We start from the raw sequence: 16,786 nt of genomic DNA on the forward strand, positions 1-16,786 counted from the left end.
TCTATTAAATTTTTGATTTAGCCAAAACTTCTGTTGGTTTTAAGTGATTGGGCTGGATATTCATTCCATCTTTAAGTCCTTGCACTCCTTCAAAAACCACTTGATCCTGCGAATTAAGTCCTTCGTCTATCAGGTAGAAATGGCCTATCCGCTGTCCCGCTTTAAAAGGCGTCATTTTGATTTTATTATGTTTGTCCAACTTGTAAACATAAGTTCTGTCCTGTATTTCGAATACCGATTTTTGGTGGACAGCCAGGGTCTCACCAGTTTCTACCGGAACATTTATTTTGCCCGAAGAACCGTGCTTCAGTAAACCCTGCGGATTCTTAAAACGGGCTCTTAAAGAAATTGATCCTGTGTTGGTTGCAAATTCGCTTTCTGCAAATTCAGCCATCCCCTCAAAAGGATAGACATCACCATTGGCAAGGGTCAGTGTTACTTTCTTTTTAAATGTATTTTTATCGAATAGCGAATCTGTAGCGATATTGAGGTATTCTTTTTCAGAGATATCAAAATATACGTTTACCAGAGACAAATCAGAAACAGAGGTCAATAAAGCGCCTTCTTCCAGTAAAGAACCTTCTTTCAACGGAATCCTGTCTATAGTTCCATCAAAAGGAGCTCTGATTAATGTTTGAGACAAACGGGTTCTAGCCAGCTGTTGTAATGATTTGGCTTCCTCTATTTTAGATTGTGCAGCTTTAAACCTCGCATTGGCCAGTTCAAGCTCTGTTTTAGATACAATTTTCTTATTAACCAACAATTCGGTCCGCTGCTTTTCCAGCTCTACTGTCTTGGCATCCGCAATAGCATTGTTCAAAGCGGCCTCTGCCCTTGCCAAATCTGCACTGTACTCTGCATCGTTTATTTTAAATAAAATCTGTCCTTTTCTCACACTCGCTCCCTCATCTACATAAATCTTCTCCAGAAATCCGGTCAAACGCGATCTGAGCTCTACATTTTTTACTGCCTGAATATCGGCGATATAGTCATTATAAATAATGGTGTCTAAAGAAATTATAGAGGTAACGGGAACCAGTTTTGTCTCTTGTTCCGGATTTTTTTCTGTGCTGTTAACCGTACAGGAAGAAATTGAAAAAATCCCAAAAGATGCAATAAGTAATTGCGAAATAGTATTAGCTTTCATTAAATATAAAAAGTGTTGCGTTTCTGGTCAATACGGCCAGAAAGAATTAAAATTTGTTGAACAATAAAATCCAAAAGGAAAGCTTACGTAAACAGAAAGCTTACGCAACGCATCGTAGAATTAATGTAGAAAGTAACCTAGAAAGGTTTATATCTGAATAAAAAAGAATAGTATCCGGGCAGACAAATACTCTTATTCCGATAAAATGGATGATTTTCTTTTTTAACTACAAATGACAGTAAACCAAAAAAGAAAGCCACTATCAGAAACAATACAGGAATAACATAAACTCCAGAGTGGAAAATCCTGTAGTCATCAAACATGACTTCTGCATCAGGATTTTGTTTTTCCAATGGTATGTCTAACACATCATTCAATACAAATTCTATTAAAGAATCTCCGTCGAATAAAGCCTGTTCATTTTGTACAGTATTACAACTGGCCTCATAAGCTATGATATTGAGGTATCCAAAAAGTGCCAGAAAATGAAACAGTTTAACAAACATCGCTTCAAAGATATCATATTACCCGTTTTAAGAGATTCCAAAATTTATATATGACACTTTTTTGATTTTTTACAAAAAAAACGAGAGCTATCCTTAAAGAACAGCTCCCGTTTTATATGTTTAATATAATTGTCTACTACAATGCTGCTAAAGCCGCATTTAAAGTAGCACTCGGTCTCATAGCCTGACCTGCAAGACTATCATTAGGGAAATAATATCCGCCAATGTTTTGTGGCTTTCCTTGCGCGCCAATTAATTCTTCATTGATTTTTGCTTCATTCTCCGCAAGAGCCTTAGCTAATGGAGCGAATCTTGCTGCCAACTCAGCATCAACTTTTTGCGCTGCAATAGCTTCTGCCCAGTATAAAGCAAGATAGAAATGAGATCCACGGTTATCGATCTGTCCTACTCTACGAGCCGGAGACTTGTCATTAGCTAAAAATTTAGCATTTGCCTCGTCCAAAGCATCAGCTAAAACCTGCGCTTTAGGATTATTTTGAGTCTGTGCCAAATGCTCTAAAGAAGCCTGTAAAGCAAGGAACTCTCCCAAAGAATCCCAACGTAAATATCCTTCCTGAATAAATTGCTCTACGTGTTTAGGTGCAGAACCACCCGCTCCAGTTTCAAATAAGCCACCACCGTTCATCAAAGGTACTATAGACAACATTTTTGCAGATGTTCCAAGTTCTAAAATTGGGAACAAGTCTGTTAAGTAATCACGCAACACATTACCTGTTACAGAAATAGTATCTTCTCCTTTTCTGATTCTTTCTAAAGAGAATTTACAAGCTTCGGTTGGCGCCAAAATACGGATATCCAATCCTGCTGTATCAAAGTTTGGTAAGTATTTATTTACTTTTTTAATGATTTCTCTGTCATGCGCTCTGTTTTCATCTAACCAGAAAACTGCTGGTGTATTGGATAAACGGGCTCTATTAACAGCTAGTTTAACCCAATCCTGAATTGGTGCATCTTTAGTCTGACACATTCTGAAAATATCACCAGCTTCCACCGCTTGATCCATAAATACTTTTCCATTAGCATCTACCACACGGATAATTCCTTTGGCACTTGCCTGGAAAGTTTTATCATGAGAACCGTATTCTTCTGCTTTCTGAGCCATTAAACCCACATTAGGTACGGAACCCATAGTTTTGGGATCGAAAGCACCATGTGCTTTACAATCTTCAATTACAGCTACATAAACACCAGCATAACAACGATCCGGGATGATAGCGATGGTGTCTTGTTGCTTACCTTCTTTATTCCACATTTGGCCAGAAGTTCTGATCATTGCCGGCATAGAAGCGTCAACAATTACATCAGACGGAACGTGTAAGTTAGTAATCCCTTTATCAGAGTTTACCATAGCCAAATCCGGACCGGCAGCAATAGCGGCATCAATTGCAGCTTTTACCTCTGCTTCCTGTGGTTGTCCTGCTATTTTAGCATAAACTTCGCCTAAGCCATTATTGATATTAACACCTAAATCTTTAAATAAAGATCCGTATTTCGCAAATACATCTGCAAAATAAACTTCTACGATCGCACCAAAAATGATAGGGTCAGAAACCTTCATCATGGTTGCTTTTAAGTGTGCAGACAATAATACACCCACTGCTTTTGCCTCTTCTTTAGCTTTAGCAACAAATGCTTTTAAAGCAGACAGACTCATTACCGACGAATCGATAACTTCACCCGCTTTTAAAGGAGCAAGACTTTTCAATTCAGTCACCGCACCATTTTCAGCAACAAATTCAATTTTAAACTGAGAGGCCTCTTCTACTGTAACCGATTTTTCGGATCCGTAGAAATCGCCTTCGTTCATGTGAGCCACTTTAGTTTTAGAATCTGCAGACCATGCTCCCATAGAATGCGGGTTAGCCTTTGCATAATTCTTAACCGCTTTAGGTGCTCGTCTGTCCGAGTTACCCTCACGTAAAACAGGATTAACTGCCGAACCTAAAACTTTTGCATATTTCGCTTTAATTGCTTTATCTTCTTCCGTTTGTGGGTCATCCGGATAATTTGGAACAGCATACCCATCTGCTTGTAATTCTGCTATTGCACCTTTTAATTGTGGAATAGAAGCAGAAATATTTGGTAATTTGATGATATTCGCCTCAGGCGTGGTTGCCAAAACACCTAATTCTGTTAAAGCATCACCGATCCTTTGTTCCTCTTTTAAAAACTCTGGGAAATTCGCTAAAATTCTACCTGCTAATGAAATGTCTCTTGTTTCTACATCAACACCTGCCGAAGCCGTAAAAGCCTGAACGATTGGCAAAAACGAATAAGTTGCCAGCATTGGCGCCTCGTCAGTTTTGGTGTAGATAATTTTGGATTTGTTTGACATAATTATTCTATAGATTATTTATTACAGTTAAGCTGTTTTAACGGAATATAGGCACCCGTTAAAAACGCGATAAATATAGTAAAAATAGCCGTGTATTGTTCTGTGTTTAAAGTTTTTTACGTTAAAAACAAGCTTAAAGAATAAGATTTTACGTCGCCAATTTCTCGTTATCCATCAAAAGGTAATATTCTTCTAAAAACTTATTACACCTGACTTTTGTTATTCTAACTGTCACATATCAAAAAAATAGTTATGAATAAATTTTTCAGAGTTCTGATAGCAGGCTGGGGAGCAAAGAAACTTGGCGGAGGTTGTTTGTTAACGATTATTATTTTTATTATTCTTTACTATTTACTAGGATATTTGTAATATCTTTTTTTTGATTTGATCCCACATGTCGAGAACAACTATTATTTAAGTTAACATCGTAAAGATTGCTTTGCTATACCCCTCTCAAAAACAAAGAAAAAATCATAATAAGCAGCCTAATACCATTAGAAGAATCGGAGATTCAAGCATAGCAGCAGATCAAACATTAGACCTCAACATTAAAAAATCAATCCTCCGCATCACTTCCCTCATTACCAATTCGAGATCAGGGTTGACTGTCCAATCTACTGTTGTATGCAATTCGGTATTTTTAGGTCCCCAACGACAAGGCTCACCGTCCATACTGATAATAACGCTGGGAGTCTTTAATGCAGCAGCGACATGGGATACCCCAGTACAATTCGCTACCAGCAGAGCGGCATTTTTAATAAGATACGCAACAGCTCCCAGCGAAGTACGACCACATAGTACAATTGGCATCTCCTTCATAACATCCAGCAACTTCTCGGCAATAGGCAACTCACTTCCGCTGCCGGTAATTATCACTTCGAAGCCCTTTTTCTTACAATAATCAGCAATAGCAGCAAAATAACCGATAGGCCATTGGCGCCAAGCACCACGAGAACCGGGGTGAATGCAAATATATCTCTTCGGCTTTAACTCAAGTCCTAAAGCTTTAAAAGCCATTTCATCATGGTAAAATAAAGGAAAAAACAAATCGTCATCACTGTGAGGGATACCCAAATAAGTTAACAAGGCCAGATGCCTGTCTACTTCATGCAATCCCTTCGGATATAACATCAAGTTCTCATCCTGCTGTTTTACGCGTTCGCAGAACCCCACAACTCTTTTAGCTCCTAAGCCATACAGAAAATCATAAACAACAGAACCATTACCCTGGAGTTGGAAAATCAGATCAAGTTCCAACCCACGCATTTGCCCTGCAAAAATGTTAAAATCCTCCTCATTAAACGGCTGTTCCGGGAGACCGGGATAACCTGGAAAAACAATAAAGCGATCTATATAATCTCCAAATCTTTCAATAAGCCCTTGCGTATGCGGAAGTCCGATAAAGAGAATCTCCGCGTCAGGATAAAACTCCCGGATAGCTCGGACAGCCGGCATAGCGCATAAAATATCGCCTAATTGTAAAGCTCTGAAAATAGCTATACGATTAACTGACTCTCTCATGGGTACTTATAATAACATCACTCGAAATTTAATGGCACCATAGGTCTTCCAGTAGACAGCCACATAGGGAATAATAACAGAAGTAATAAACATTTCGGCAACATGCCTCAGCGACTTATCGGCATATTTTAATCTCTTCCAGGTAAAACTTAAGATAAAACCGACCACCAGCAGCAAACAGACGAAAGCCACATATGGCATTTCCTTGTAAACCGCATATACCGATAATAATGTAAACAGCAGAATCAGATAATAATTCCAGGCAGTACCATTGGCAATTTTCCTGCGGTACAATGCAGGATATTTCTTAAAAAGCAACGCATCGTAAATTACTTTCTTCTGCTCCTTTACACTCACCGCCCACTGACATTTCCTTACCGGATGAACCACACGTGCTTCATGTAACGTAACAATCGGAATTCCTTGTTCAATCAGCTTAAACTCCAGATCGCTATCTTCTCTCCAGGCTAATTTAAAACGCACATCAAAACCACCAATCCGGATAAGCGCCTGCTTGGTACAGGCACAGTTTGCTGTAATAAAGTCGGCGTCCTGAAGTCTTCCCGTATTCAGTTCAAAATCATGTGGCCTTCGAGAAATAGGGACAATGGTTTTTCCACTATAAGCGATAAACTTTTCGCCCTTATAATTGTCCAGTATCGCCTTTAGCCAATCTGGATCAGGCATGCAATCATCGTCAGTAAAAGCTATTAATTCACCTTTTGCAGCCAGCCAGCCAATATTTCTGGCATGGGCAGGCCCCATTTTAACGTCAGAAGAGATAAACTTAAGGTTTATAACGCCCTTTGCAACAGTTTCATCTATCAAAAGCTGGGTCTCTCTATCCGGTCCATCACTAACGACAATAACCTCAAAAAAGGAGATATCAACACTTTGCTTAATTAACTGTATCAGGCATCTCTTCAATAGATTCGGTCTCTTGTATGTAGGTATAACTATCGAAATCTTTACTTCCATAATCTTTCTCAATTAAAAATGAACCAATAACCAAAGCATCAAACGGAGATGTCCAGAAACATTCTATCGCGTCTCGCGGACTACAAACAATAGGTTTTCCAAGCGTATTAAATGAGGTATTTACCAGCACCGGTACTCCTGTTTTTTCTTTAAAAGCCCTAATCAATCCGTAATACAATGAGTTCTGATCGGGATTGATAGTTTGCACCCTGGCTGTTCCATCAATATGTTTTACTGCAGGAATAAGTTGTTCACGTTCCTTAATCACGTCATAAACAAACAACATAAATGGAGATTTTCCTGCACCTTCAAACCATTCTGACGCATCCTCTTCCAACACAACTGGGGCAACAGGACGGAAATCCTCGCGGTCCTTTACAATATTCAGCAAAGACTGCATTTTTGGATCAATAGGCGATGCCAAAATAGATCTGGCTCCCAGCGAACGCGGACCATATTCCATTTTTCCTTGAAACCAACCTATTATTTTATTATCCGCCAGCAGTTCCGCTGTCTCGGTAGCAATATCTTCCATTCTTTGGAATGGAATCTTACATTTCAATAAGAAAGCCTCAATTTCAGAATCGCTATAATCCGGCCCCCAATAGACATGTTCCATTTTAAAGTCCCGGGTTTGGCTTTTGCGCTGTTCCGCATCTACACAAAGAGCGGCCCCTAATGCCGTCCCTGAATCTCCCGCAGCTGGCTGTACCCATACTTCTTTAAAAGAACTTTTATCGCGTATTCTCGCATTCAGCACACAGTTTAACCCTACACCACCGGCAATGCACAGGTTGCCTTCTTTAGTCACATCGTACAGCCATTCGCATAGTTCCAAAACTGTTTCTTCCAGTACATACTGTAATGAACGCGCTATATTGAAATGATGATCCGTAAACTCGTCACCTCTTAATCTTGTAGGTCCAAATCGCTCTTCTAATCTCTCATCCACAATCTGGTATTGCCCGTTACCGGTGTATTGAATAATCTCCCTGAAATCATTCACAAATACAGGCTTACCGTACGATGCCAAAGCCATTATCTTATACTCATCGGAAGAATGCAGAAAGCCCAGGTATGTTGTTACACGCTCATACAGTAAACCCAAAGAATGAGGTAACTGTACTTCGTTTATCTTCTGTATATTGTTGTCTTGCCCCACACTATAGGTAGTAGAACAATTTTCTCCCCGCCCGTCTAATGTTAGAATAGCGGCCCTTGAAAAAGGGGAAGGTAAAAACGCACTTGCAGCATGTGCCAAATGGTGATCTACAAAATGCCAGCTCCAATTGCTTTTATCTGCTTTATAGAATCTTTTCTGCAGATGGTGCGGATAGCCATCCATCAATTGGTTTTCGGCATTGATAATAGAGGTAAGAAACAGGTTGTTCCACGGATTACCTATCTCTGCATCAAAATCCCGCTGATTGGAAAACAAGGGCACCAGACAAGACGATTCTCCCAGCATTTCTATTGGAAGAATAGCATATGGATTAAAGGAATAAGCGATATGGTCTACATCATTAAGATGTATCCCGGCCGTTTTCAAACAAAAATCAATGGCATGGAAAGGCAATTCGTAGGTGCTGAAAGGGATAGGCCTTTTGCCATGCTTAAAATGAGTGAATCTTTCATCTTCTACGGCTGCAATCAGTCTTCCATCCTTTAAAAGGCATGCAGAAGAATCGTGGAAAACTGTGTTAATACCAAGTGTGTACATAGGCGTTTATATTAAGTAAATGTCCTATTGTAACTGAAAGAGCGGATAAAAGATTTGGCATTTTTAAAATCAGGTATTTAACAAAATAAACTCAAAGTACTTTTACTACTAGAGAATCAGATTACACGTATTTCTACCCTTTTTTACAATTTTAATAAAACTTCTATATGGTCTAATAATATTAAGTTAACATTCAAGTATTATTAGTAACTTAGTAATCTACCCTCTACTTATGAAATGTATGAAACCGCATTCGAGCACTGGTAACAGGTTTACTCAGTTTTTTGGATATTTAATAGTTTGTAATTCGCAAGGAAACATATTAGGTATTAGTGAAAACTTTTCATCCATAACAACGGGATCTTTACAGGGGCTATTATCCACCAGTGTTTTTGAATTTTTCAAAAAACAACTGAAATTATCAGCAAAAGCTCTGCTGGCTATAGAAGCTATTTTTCTTGAGCGTTCAGACAAGAAAATATTGCAGCAGGAACTCTTTGGGATTAAGCATTACTTGCATATCTTTCGCCACGAACACAGGATTTATTTCGAATGGGAAGCAAAAGAAAAGTCATATACTAAGAATTTTCAGATGGATACCATCTCCTTTCTGCTTCAGGAAAAAACAAAAAGCATCTGGAGTGAAATATGCACCTCTATCCGTAATATCATCAAATTCGACAGAATACTACTTTTTAAGATGGAAGATTCGGGGATTGGTAAAATGCTGGCAGAATGTACCGCACCCAATCAGGAAAGCTTTCTTGGAAAGCAATTTTCTGAAGATTTCATGCCACTGGAGGCTATCAATTTTTACCATACATCGCCTTTCCGGTATTCGCCAAACATCCATAAACAAAACGTAAAATTACTGGCCACAGAAGAGGATATTGATATCTTTCCATGTCAATCAAGCACACTGCCCGAACTGCATATTAAGTACCTTAAAAGTATCCGTGTTGTATCCGTAATTATAATCCCGATTGTCATAGACGGTAAGTTTTGGGGTATGTTAATAGGTCATTGTTACAAAGAAAAGATTATTGATTTCCAGAAAAGGCAGCTTTGTGCTTTCATACTGCAACACGCTGTTAACAAATACGAAGGCAGGCTTAAACAGAACTTGCTGGAATATCATGATAAGATAAAAGATATAGAACTTGACCTGAAGGGCAAACTATTGTCGACACAAAGTATCAATTGCGTATTGGTACAAAATATGGAGACGCTTTGTAAAGTTCCAGAAGCCGATGGCTTAGCTATCTTTCACGGCGGAGATATCTTTACTCACGGGCATTGTCCCAATCATGAACAAATAGAAGAAATCGTACAGATTGTAAATTCAACCAATAAAAAACCAGTATTTAAAGATAGCAATTTCACTTATACACGCGGAAAGAGTATAAACCCTCCCTTACCCTTTGCCGGGCTTCTCGCTTTAGAAATTGCCAATAGAAACGACTATTACGTCCTTTGGTTCAGAGAAGAAAGTATAAGCCAAATCTATCAGATCAAACCCAATAAAGACAGAAACTTATTAACTGCCAGCGAAGAGACATTTCGGAATTCAGCTAAGCCGTGGAATGATAATGACCTGTATTTTGTAAACAGACTAAGCAAACTGTTACACGAAACTATAGTCTCCAATTCTAAAGAACAGGAGAAGTTTAATGAGGAGCTGATTAAGCTTAATAACGAGTTAGAAATACTGACATTTACCCTTTCTCATGACTTAAAAAATCCGCTGGCTATTATTAAGCTGGGCACCCAGATTATCCATAAAAGCTTTGGTGAAGAAGCTGTAGAAAAACAAAAATGGACCAGAAACATATTGGACGGAATTCAGAGCATGGAGACCATAATCGACGGCCTGATTCATCTTATTCACAGCAAATCTTATAAATTTTCTAAAGGACCAGTACCCATGGTTCATATGATAAGACAGATAACCGACGAAGCCAAGTTACTTTACAATTGCAAACGCACCAATATACAATTTGGAAAACTATTGCCTATCTGGGGAGAAAAGAGTCTGGTTTATCAAGTCTTTTTAAACGTGATAGGAAACGCCATTAAGTATTCATCTATTCATGAATCACCTGTTATAAAAATCACTAGTAATCAGGAAAATGGCTATATAAATTATGAAATAGAAGATAACGGAGTAGGAATCCCTGGCGAATCTTTAAAAAACATATTCAACGTATTTACCCGCGCAACCAACACAAGCAAGTTTCCAGGATCGGGCGTTGGTCTTAGCCTTGTAAAAAGGATAGTAGAAAAATTAGGCGGCCAGATTTTTGTTAATAGTCGAGTAGACAATGGTACCAAAGTCACGCTATGTTTTCCATACAGTGGTGATATACCGACAAGTATATATACGGACTGATTCAGATCAGCCCATTCTTTACAGCATATTTAATCAGTGCCGCTGAGTTTTTTACTTTGGTCTTGTTGATTAAGTTTTGCCTGTGCCCCTCGACAGTCCTTTTGCTTAAAAAGAGTTTGTTCGCAATTTCGATATTGGTCAGCCCCTCACTTATCAACCCCAGCACTTCCAATTCCCTATCAGACAGTTCAATCTCATCAATAAGTCTTGTTTTCCCTGCTAAATCTAACCCGATATTATTCATGTTTTCTATTAAATCCATAGAAAGCTCATCACACAGATAACGCCCACCTTTGGCTACGTGGTTAATAGCAAAAAGCATCTCTTCGTAACTCGACTTTTTTAATAAATATGCGTTCGCTCCTTTGGCGAAACAATTAGAGATAAATTCTCTTTGCCCAATCATGGATAATATCATTATTTTAACTTGCGGATAATTACTTCGTATTTCTTCCGTTAATTGAAGCCCATCCATATCATCCATGCTGATATCTGTAATTAAAACATCGGGGATGACGTTGTTTCTAAATAGCCGTAAGGTCTCCTTACCGTTACTTGCCTCCCCTATTACACAAAAATTTTGTTGGGATTCTAATAATAATTTAATTCCGTTTCTTACTATCGGGTGATCTTCAGTTAAAATAATGTTTATCATAGCTAATTCATTAATAAAACAGGTTATTGATCGTTATCAATTGCTTTTGTTGTATTAATTTGAGTTTTTCGTAGATATTCTTTTTTACACAAAAATTAGTCCAAATAACAATAGAAGTATTGAGTTGTAAACTAATTTTCAAATACGACTACCTTCACAAAACCATTTGTACTATATAACAGTTGTATACATTCTAAAAAACACCATCACACCATGAAAAAAAGAAGTTTCTTATATAAAAACGGTTTATCACTGACCTTCATCTTATTATTTATTCTTGCACTCCTTGCACAAACCTATTTTGGCTGGAAACAACATAATTCAGAATTACAGGAAGATGGCACATCAGCAATATCTTTTTATACCTATTTATACACGGGACATTTTATCTCGGCCACGTTCGAAAACTTTCAAAGTGAATTCTTGCAAATGGCATTGTATGTTATACTAACGATCTTTTTACGACAAATGGGATCTGCAGAATCTAAAAGCCTGGATGAAGAAGAAGATGTAGACCGCGAACCTAAAGCGCATCCTAATGCTCCGGGCCCGGTAAAAAAGGAGGCTGGAGACTCTATATCTATAAAAACTCATTATCCATAGCCTTTATTATACTATTTCTGCTCAGCTGGGGCGGACATCTTTACGGAAGCTTTAAGAGCTATAATGAAGAGCAGCTATTGAAAGGTAAACCTTTTACTCCAATAGGCGAATTTCTAGGCGAACCGCAGTTTTGGTTCGAGACCTTTCAAAACTGGCAAAGCGAGTTCCTTTCTGTAGCCTCTATAGTTTTGTTAACGATTTTCTTAAGACAAAAGGGTTCGCCAGAATCAAAACCTGTAGACAGTCCGCATACTGAAACTGGGAAATAGCGCTCGATAAATTGGAGGATGATAATTTGACTATTTTTGACACCAATTACTTAGACATAACTGACAACAAAATTCCATACAGATTTGGGCGTCTAAACTTAACTGAGCACCCAATGACCTGGTAAGAATGAATTTGAAATCCGCTTTTTCTTAAATGAAGTACTGCTATCCAATATGAAAATGGAAGTAGCTTATTTAGGGCTGCAAATAAATAACGAACTAATTAAAGAAAACAGCCGTAATGTTTGATCAATACAATCAACTTTACATCTGTTTATAATCCTGTTTAATGAGTATTACTTACTTTCCGATACAGAATTTACTAAATATGTTATCCAACAAATCATCTGTAGTTACTTCCCCGGTAATCTCACCTAAGTGATACAATGACTGCCGGATGTCCATGGCTAAGAAATCGGAAGCAACAGGATTATCTATTCCGTAAAGCACCCTAACCAGGGCTTCATGAGTTTTCTGCAAAGCCTCCACATGGCGGATATTGCTGACCATTACATCCTCAGAGTTTAAATTAGCGAGATTAACAATCTCCAATAGACGATCTTTCAATTCGTCTACCCCAAGGTTATTCTTAGCTGAAATAAACAAAGGTGACAACTGACTGTAGGCTTCTATCTGTTCGGCGCTAAGCAGGTCTTTTTTATTTACTACCAGCAAATAAGGAATATTATAAGCCTTTACCTCATCCAGTTGCTCCTTTACCGCAGCAAAGTCATCCTGTATAGGATCGGCCAAATAAACCAAAAGTCTGGCCTGCTTAATTTTCTCTAAAGTGCGCTCAACCCCTTTTGCCTCAATAACATCCTGTGTCTCGCGAATGCCCGCAGTATCTATAAAACGGAATATTACGCCTTTAACATTAATTTCATCTTCTATGGTATCTCGTGTTGTCCCGGCAATATCAGAAACAATGGCCCTTTCTTCATTCAATAAAGCATTTAACAGTGTAGACTTACCAACATTAGGTTTTCCGGCAATTACTACAGGAACACCATTTTTCAGTACATTACCCTGATCAAAAGACGTGATGAGCTTATCCAATACTTTTTGAATATCTAGAATCAATTGCTTTAACTGACCCCGGTTAGCAAATTCTACGTCTTCTTCAGAAAAATCCAGCTCCAATTCAATCATCGACGCAAAATGAATGAGCTGATCACGTAGGTTTTTAAGCTCACTCGAAAAACCTCCACGCATTTGCTTCATAGCCAACTGATGAGAAGTTTCTGAACTTGATGCAATTAAATCTGCGACAGCTTCGGCCTGAGAAAGATCCAGGCCTCCATTTAAAAAAGCCCTTAAAGTGAACTCTCCTGGTTTTGCTCCCCTTGCTCCATTCCTGATCATCAATTTGATGATATTTTCGATAATATAAGAAGAACCGTGGCAGCTTATTTCTACAATATTTTCTTTGGTATAAGACTTTGGTGCCACAAATAAGCTCACTAAAACCTCATCTATAATTAGGTCACCTTCACGAATCGTCCCAAAATGGACGGTATGTGAATCCTGCTTTTCTAAATCTTTTCCCTTAAATACCTTATTTGTGATTTTTATAGCATCTGGACCAGACAATCTGATTACACCTATCGCCCCGGCACCAACCGGCGTTGCCAACGCTACTATAGTATCTTCTGCTTGTATAGACATCCTACAAAGATAACTGATTTACTCTGCTTTCTCTACGATATCTTTGATTGAATCTTCCAGTTCCATAATACTCTGCTTCATCATCTGATATAAAGTTTTATTAAGATCATTCAGTTCCTGTTTTTCAAAAAGATCTATCAAACCCAAAAGATTGGCCACCGGTTTACGTACCTGATGCGATTGCATCAATGCTATTTCTTCCAGCTCAACCTTCCTTTTAAGCAACTCGAACTCCTGCAGTTTTCTTTTAGTAATGTCTATACGAATAGAATAGTAATGCCTGACCTTATTATCCTCGTCCATTTCAGGGACAATAAAAGTATCCACCCAATAATAAGAACCATCTTTTGCTTTATTTCTGATTTCGCCTCTCCATATTTCACCTGCAATTATAGTTTTCCACAAGTCTATAAAAAAAGACCTGGAGTGATAGCCGGAATTAACAATTTTATGGGTAGATCCTAAAAGTTCTTCTCTGCTATATTTAGAAATATCGCAAAACTTATCGTTAGCATAAACAATTTTCCCTTGCCTGTCCGTAATAGCTACAATACTTAACTTGTCTAATAAACTATAGTAAAAATCAGATTCTATCATAAAATAAAGGGTTTGTTTTCAGCTTTAACAGCTGCGAATTTAGCATTGGCTCTCTGTTAAATTCGTGATGAAAATCATCTTTAAAACTAGTTTTCCATTACTAGTATTTTGTTTAAACAACAAAAAGGGGCATTACTAGCCCCTTTTTATGATTATTTTGTTAATTTATTGCAGGTAGCAAAGAGTAGTTTTTAGCGTAATCCATCATCTGTTCGAAGAAAGAAGTTGGATAAGTGACTTTCACGTCTACGATTTCTTCATTTTTGAATACAGGCACCAATCTTGGTTGAATAAAGCCTTTATAAGGTTTAACATTTAACTTCGCAAATCTTTCCAGTACCTCTTTTAATAAGTTTTGGTCTACTTTTACACCGTATGTTTCTACCAGATTCTTAGCGGCGGCATAGTCTCCTTCAGATTTAATGCGTTGAATTTCTCTTAACAATTCGCCAAACAATACCCTTAATTTCTGATAGTCGTTAATTTTAGTATATGTTTTTCCGTTTCGTTTGACAAACTCAATCACATTATCTTTCTTTCCTTTCTCATAAACCCACATAGCATTCAGTTGCCTGTTACGCATATGAGCTTCTTCCAGATTATGTCCGGGTTTTATACGGGTTAATTGAGATATCAAACCATTCATGATATAGCTATCATATTCCGCTTTGCCTACTTCCAAACTTGGCATTACACCAATATCAACCAGTTTTTGGTCCATAATGTAATAAAGTGCTACCAGATCGGCGCGGGCTTCTTCCAATGTAGAGGCATAAGTTTTTAAGGTTTTATCAGGGGTTTCCACTCCAGGATTAATCTGTCCGGAAGCATGACCAATACATTCATGCATATCGGTATGCAAATCAGATGACAAATTACCGTACTCTCTGATACGTTTTTTTACCTCATCGCCGTAAGCAAACTCATCCAGCATACCGCTGGTATTGCTCATTACATTATAGGAATGTACAATGTTGCTCAGAGACACAGATTTAGACCCATAGTCTCTTCTGATCCAATCTGAATTAGGTAAGTTGATTCCAATTGGTGTGGATGGACTGGAATCACCGGATTCCTGAATAACCGTAATAACCCGGGCGGTAATTCCTTTAACATTTTTCTTTTTGTGCGATGGCATTAAAGGGGAATTATCTTCGAACCATTGCGCCTGGTCGGAAATCAGTTTGATCCGTTTTGTTGCTTCCTCATCCTTCATAGAAACAACGCTTTCAAAAGTTCCTTTCTTACCAATCGCATCGTTGTAAACTTCGATAAAGCCATTAATCACATCCAAATGCGAAGCAGTATCTGCAACCCAAGCAATGCTATAGTCATCAAAATCTTTCAGATCTCCGGTTTGGTAATAATGAATCAGTTTTTTCAAAGCCAAACGCTGCTGATCTGTTTCTGTCACCTCAACGGCTTTCTGTAACCAGTAAACCACTTTTTCTAATGCAGCGCCATACATTCCGCCTATTTTCCATGGTCTTTCTACTATCTTGCCATTCTCTTTAATTACTTTCGAGTTCAATCCCCATGATGGCGCATTACCACGGGTATCGAATTTGGCATAAAAAGCTTCTACTTCCGCCTGAGTTACACCTTCGTAGAAATTATTCGAAGATGCCGCCACATTATCTTTTCCTTCTGTTAAGTCAACCAGCTTAGGCTGAAAATTGATATCAAAAATATAAGGCTTAATACGTTCCAGAAACTGAGGTTGAGTTTCGTTCTGTAAATATGGAAATCCTGAGGAGTTAGAGTTTTTCACCAAATTGGTAAAATACTCGAAAGAACAGGCCGGAATAAACTTCTCATTTCCGTAATGATGATGATTACCATTACTGAACCAAAAGCGACCACAATACTCTCTAAACTGCTCCCATTCCTTACTGTTTTTATCCCCGTTGTATGTCGCATAAATATTCTCCAGCGTTTTTCTTATGGTAAGATTATATTTACCTCTCTGGTCGTAGGTAATATCTCTGCCGGATAAAGCAGCTTCGGAAAGATAATAAGCAAGTTTTTTTTGTTGTAGCGTAAGCTTATCAAATCCTGGAACCTGATAACGCAATACCTGCAAATCGGCAAAAGATTCGGCTTCAACATTAAATGTACTATCAGCGCTTTGAGATTGAGTACCATTTTTAGACTTTTGATTGCATGCGCCCAACGATAAAGTGAGAGCCGAAGCAATAAAAAAACTAGAATATTTCATATAATTTTTAAATATGATGAACTACTTAACCCAAGTTAAACAATAGAAACTGGAATAAGTTGAAAAATTTAGTCGAATGTAAAAATTATTGAGATCTGAGACCAACTCATCCTCGATTTTACTGGCTTACCAGGAAAAATAATTGTTACAAAACCCTAA

The 16,786-nt window shown here is 38.0% G+C and carries 11 protein-coding genes and 1 pseudogene; 2 read left to right on the forward strand and 10 right to left on the reverse strand.

Annotation, left to right across the window (positions count from 1 at the left end; all coding sequences use genetic code 11):
• Positions 1 to 4: 4 nt before the first annotated feature.
• The 6 genes from PEDSA_RS07135 to PEDSA_RS07165 form a co-directional block, all read right to left on the reverse strand.
• Positions 5 to 1,147, reverse strand: a complete 1,143-nt coding sequence (locus PEDSA_RS07135; RefSeq protein ID WP_013632489.1) for an efflux RND transporter periplasmic adaptor subunit — start codon at positions 1,145 to 1,147, stop codon at positions 5 to 7.
• A gap of 137 nt (positions 1,148 to 1,284) precedes the next feature.
• Positions 1,285 to 1,653 (reverse strand): hypothetical protein, encoded by a 369-nt coding sequence (locus PEDSA_RS07140; protein ID WP_013632490.1) that lies wholly within the window; start codon positions 1,651 to 1,653, stop codon positions 1,285 to 1,287.
• A gap of 136 nt (positions 1,654 to 1,789) precedes the next feature.
• Positions 1,790 to 4,009 carry an NADP-dependent isocitrate dehydrogenase gene (locus tag PEDSA_RS07145; protein WP_013632491.1) on the reverse strand — a complete coding sequence of 740 codons (2,220 nt, stop codon included), beginning with the start codon at positions 4,007 to 4,009 and terminating at the stop codon, positions 1,790 to 1,792.
• 528 nt (positions 4,010 to 4,537) lie between these two features.
• On the reverse strand, positions 4,538 to 5,530 hold the full coding sequence (locus PEDSA_RS07155) for a glycosyltransferase family 9 protein (protein ID WP_013632493.1): 993 nt from the start codon (positions 5,528 to 5,530) through the stop codon (positions 4,538 to 4,540).
• A gap of 6 nt (positions 5,531 to 5,536) precedes the next feature.
• Positions 5,537 to 6,508, reverse strand: a complete 972-nt coding sequence (locus tag PEDSA_RS07160) for a glycosyltransferase family 2 protein (protein ID WP_013632494.1) — start codon at positions 6,506 to 6,508, stop codon at positions 5,537 to 5,539.
• Complete coding sequence (locus tag PEDSA_RS07165) at positions 6,429 to 8,228, reverse strand: carbamoyltransferase family protein (RefSeq protein ID WP_013632495.1); 1,800 nt, start codon at positions 8,226 to 8,228, stop codon at positions 6,429 to 6,431. Before PEDSA_RS07165 ends, PEDSA_RS07160 begins: the two co-directional genes overlap by 80 nt.
• A gap of 241 nt (positions 8,229 to 8,469) precedes the next feature.
• Between PEDSA_RS07165 and PEDSA_RS07170 the strand changes: the two genes are divergently transcribed.
• Positions 8,470 to 10,617, forward strand: coding sequence for an ATP-binding protein (locus PEDSA_RS07170; protein ID WP_041537003.1), 2,148 nt, complete (start codon positions 8,470 to 8,472; stop codon positions 10,615 to 10,617).
• A gap of 1 nt (position 10,618) precedes the next feature.
• Here PEDSA_RS07170 and PEDSA_RS07175 read toward each other — a convergent pair whose 3' ends face one another.
• Complete coding sequence (locus PEDSA_RS07175) at positions 10,619 to 11,272, reverse strand: response regulator transcription factor (protein WP_013632497.1); 654 nt, start codon at positions 11,270 to 11,272, stop codon at positions 10,619 to 10,621.
• 213 nt (positions 11,273 to 11,485) lie between these two features.
• Here PEDSA_RS07175 and PEDSA_RS20530 point away from each other — a divergent pair.
• Positions 11,486 to 12,144: pseudogene (locus tag PEDSA_RS20530) on the forward strand (DUF6766 family protein).
• A gap of 300 nt (positions 12,145 to 12,444) precedes the next feature.
• Here the strand turns inward: PEDSA_RS20530 and mnmE are convergent.
• The 3 genes from mnmE to PEDSA_RS07195 all read right to left on the reverse strand — a co-directional run bounded on the left by mnmE (position 12,445) and on the right by PEDSA_RS07195 (position 16,627).
• Positions 12,445 to 13,812 (reverse strand): tRNA uridine-5-carboxymethylaminomethyl(34) synthesis GTPase MnmE, encoded by a 1,368-nt coding sequence (mnmE, locus tag PEDSA_RS07185; RefSeq protein WP_013632498.1) that lies wholly within the window; start codon positions 13,810 to 13,812, stop codon positions 12,445 to 12,447.
• Between the two features lie 18 nt (positions 13,813 to 13,830).
• Positions 13,831 to 14,409, reverse strand: coding sequence for a PAS domain-containing protein (locus PEDSA_RS07190; RefSeq protein WP_013632499.1), 579 nt, complete (start codon positions 14,407 to 14,409; stop codon positions 13,831 to 13,833).
• A gap of 160 nt (positions 14,410 to 14,569) precedes the next feature.
• On the reverse strand, positions 14,570 to 16,627 hold the full coding sequence (locus PEDSA_RS07195) for a dipeptidyl-peptidase 3 family protein (RefSeq protein ID WP_013632500.1): 2,058 nt from the start codon (positions 16,625 to 16,627) through the stop codon (positions 14,570 to 14,572).
• Positions 16,628 to 16,786: the final 159 nt, after the last annotated feature.

The sequence above is a fragment of the Pseudopedobacter saltans DSM 12145 genome (assembly GCF_000190735.1).
GTDB classification, from domain to species: Bacteria; Bacteroidota; Bacteroidia; order Sphingobacteriales; family Sphingobacteriaceae; genus Pseudopedobacter; species Pseudopedobacter saltans.

What these genes read in the sequence shown, in the direction of transcription:
- PEDSA_RS07135 (WP_013632489.1), bottom strand. Translation starts at nt 1,147, where the DNA reads ATGAAAGCTAATACTATTTCGCAATTACTTATTGCATCTTTTGGGATT.
- PEDSA_RS07140 (WP_013632490.1), bottom strand. Translation starts at nt 1,653, where the DNA reads ATGTTTGTTAAACTGTTTCATTTTCTGGCACTTTTTGGATACCTCAAT.
- PEDSA_RS07145 (WP_013632491.1), bottom strand. Translation starts at nt 4,009, where the DNA reads ATGTCAAACAAATCCAAAATTATCTACACCAAAACTGACGAGGCGCCA.
- PEDSA_RS07155 (WP_013632493.1), bottom strand. Translation starts at nt 5,530, where the DNA reads ATGAGAGAGTCAGTTAATCGTATAGCTATTTTCAGAGCTTTACAATTA.
- PEDSA_RS07160 (WP_013632494.1), bottom strand. Translation starts at nt 6,508, where the DNA reads ATGGAAGTAAAGATTTCGATAGTTATACCTACATACAAGAGACCGAAT.
- PEDSA_RS07165 (WP_013632495.1), bottom strand. Translation starts at nt 8,228, where the DNA reads ATGTACACACTTGGTATTAACACAGTTTTCCACGATTCTTCTGCATGC.
- PEDSA_RS07170 (WP_041537003.1), top strand. Translation starts at nt 8,470, where the DNA reads ATGAAACCGCATTCGAGCACTGGTAACAGGTTTACTCAGTTTTTTGGA.
- PEDSA_RS07175 (WP_013632497.1), bottom strand. Translation starts at nt 11,272, where the DNA reads ATGATAAACATTATTTTAACTGAAGATCACCCGATAGTAAGAAACGGA.
- mnmE (WP_013632498.1), bottom strand. Translation starts at nt 13,812, where the DNA reads ATGTCTATACAAGCAGAAGATACTATAGTAGCGTTGGCAACGCCGGTT.
- PEDSA_RS07190 (WP_013632499.1), bottom strand. Translation starts at nt 14,409, where the DNA reads ATGATAGAATCTGATTTTTACTATAGTTTATTAGACAAGTTAAGTATT.
- PEDSA_RS07195 (WP_013632500.1), bottom strand. Translation starts at nt 16,627, where the DNA reads ATGAAATATTCTAGTTTTTTTATTGCTTCGGCTCTCACTTTATCGTTG.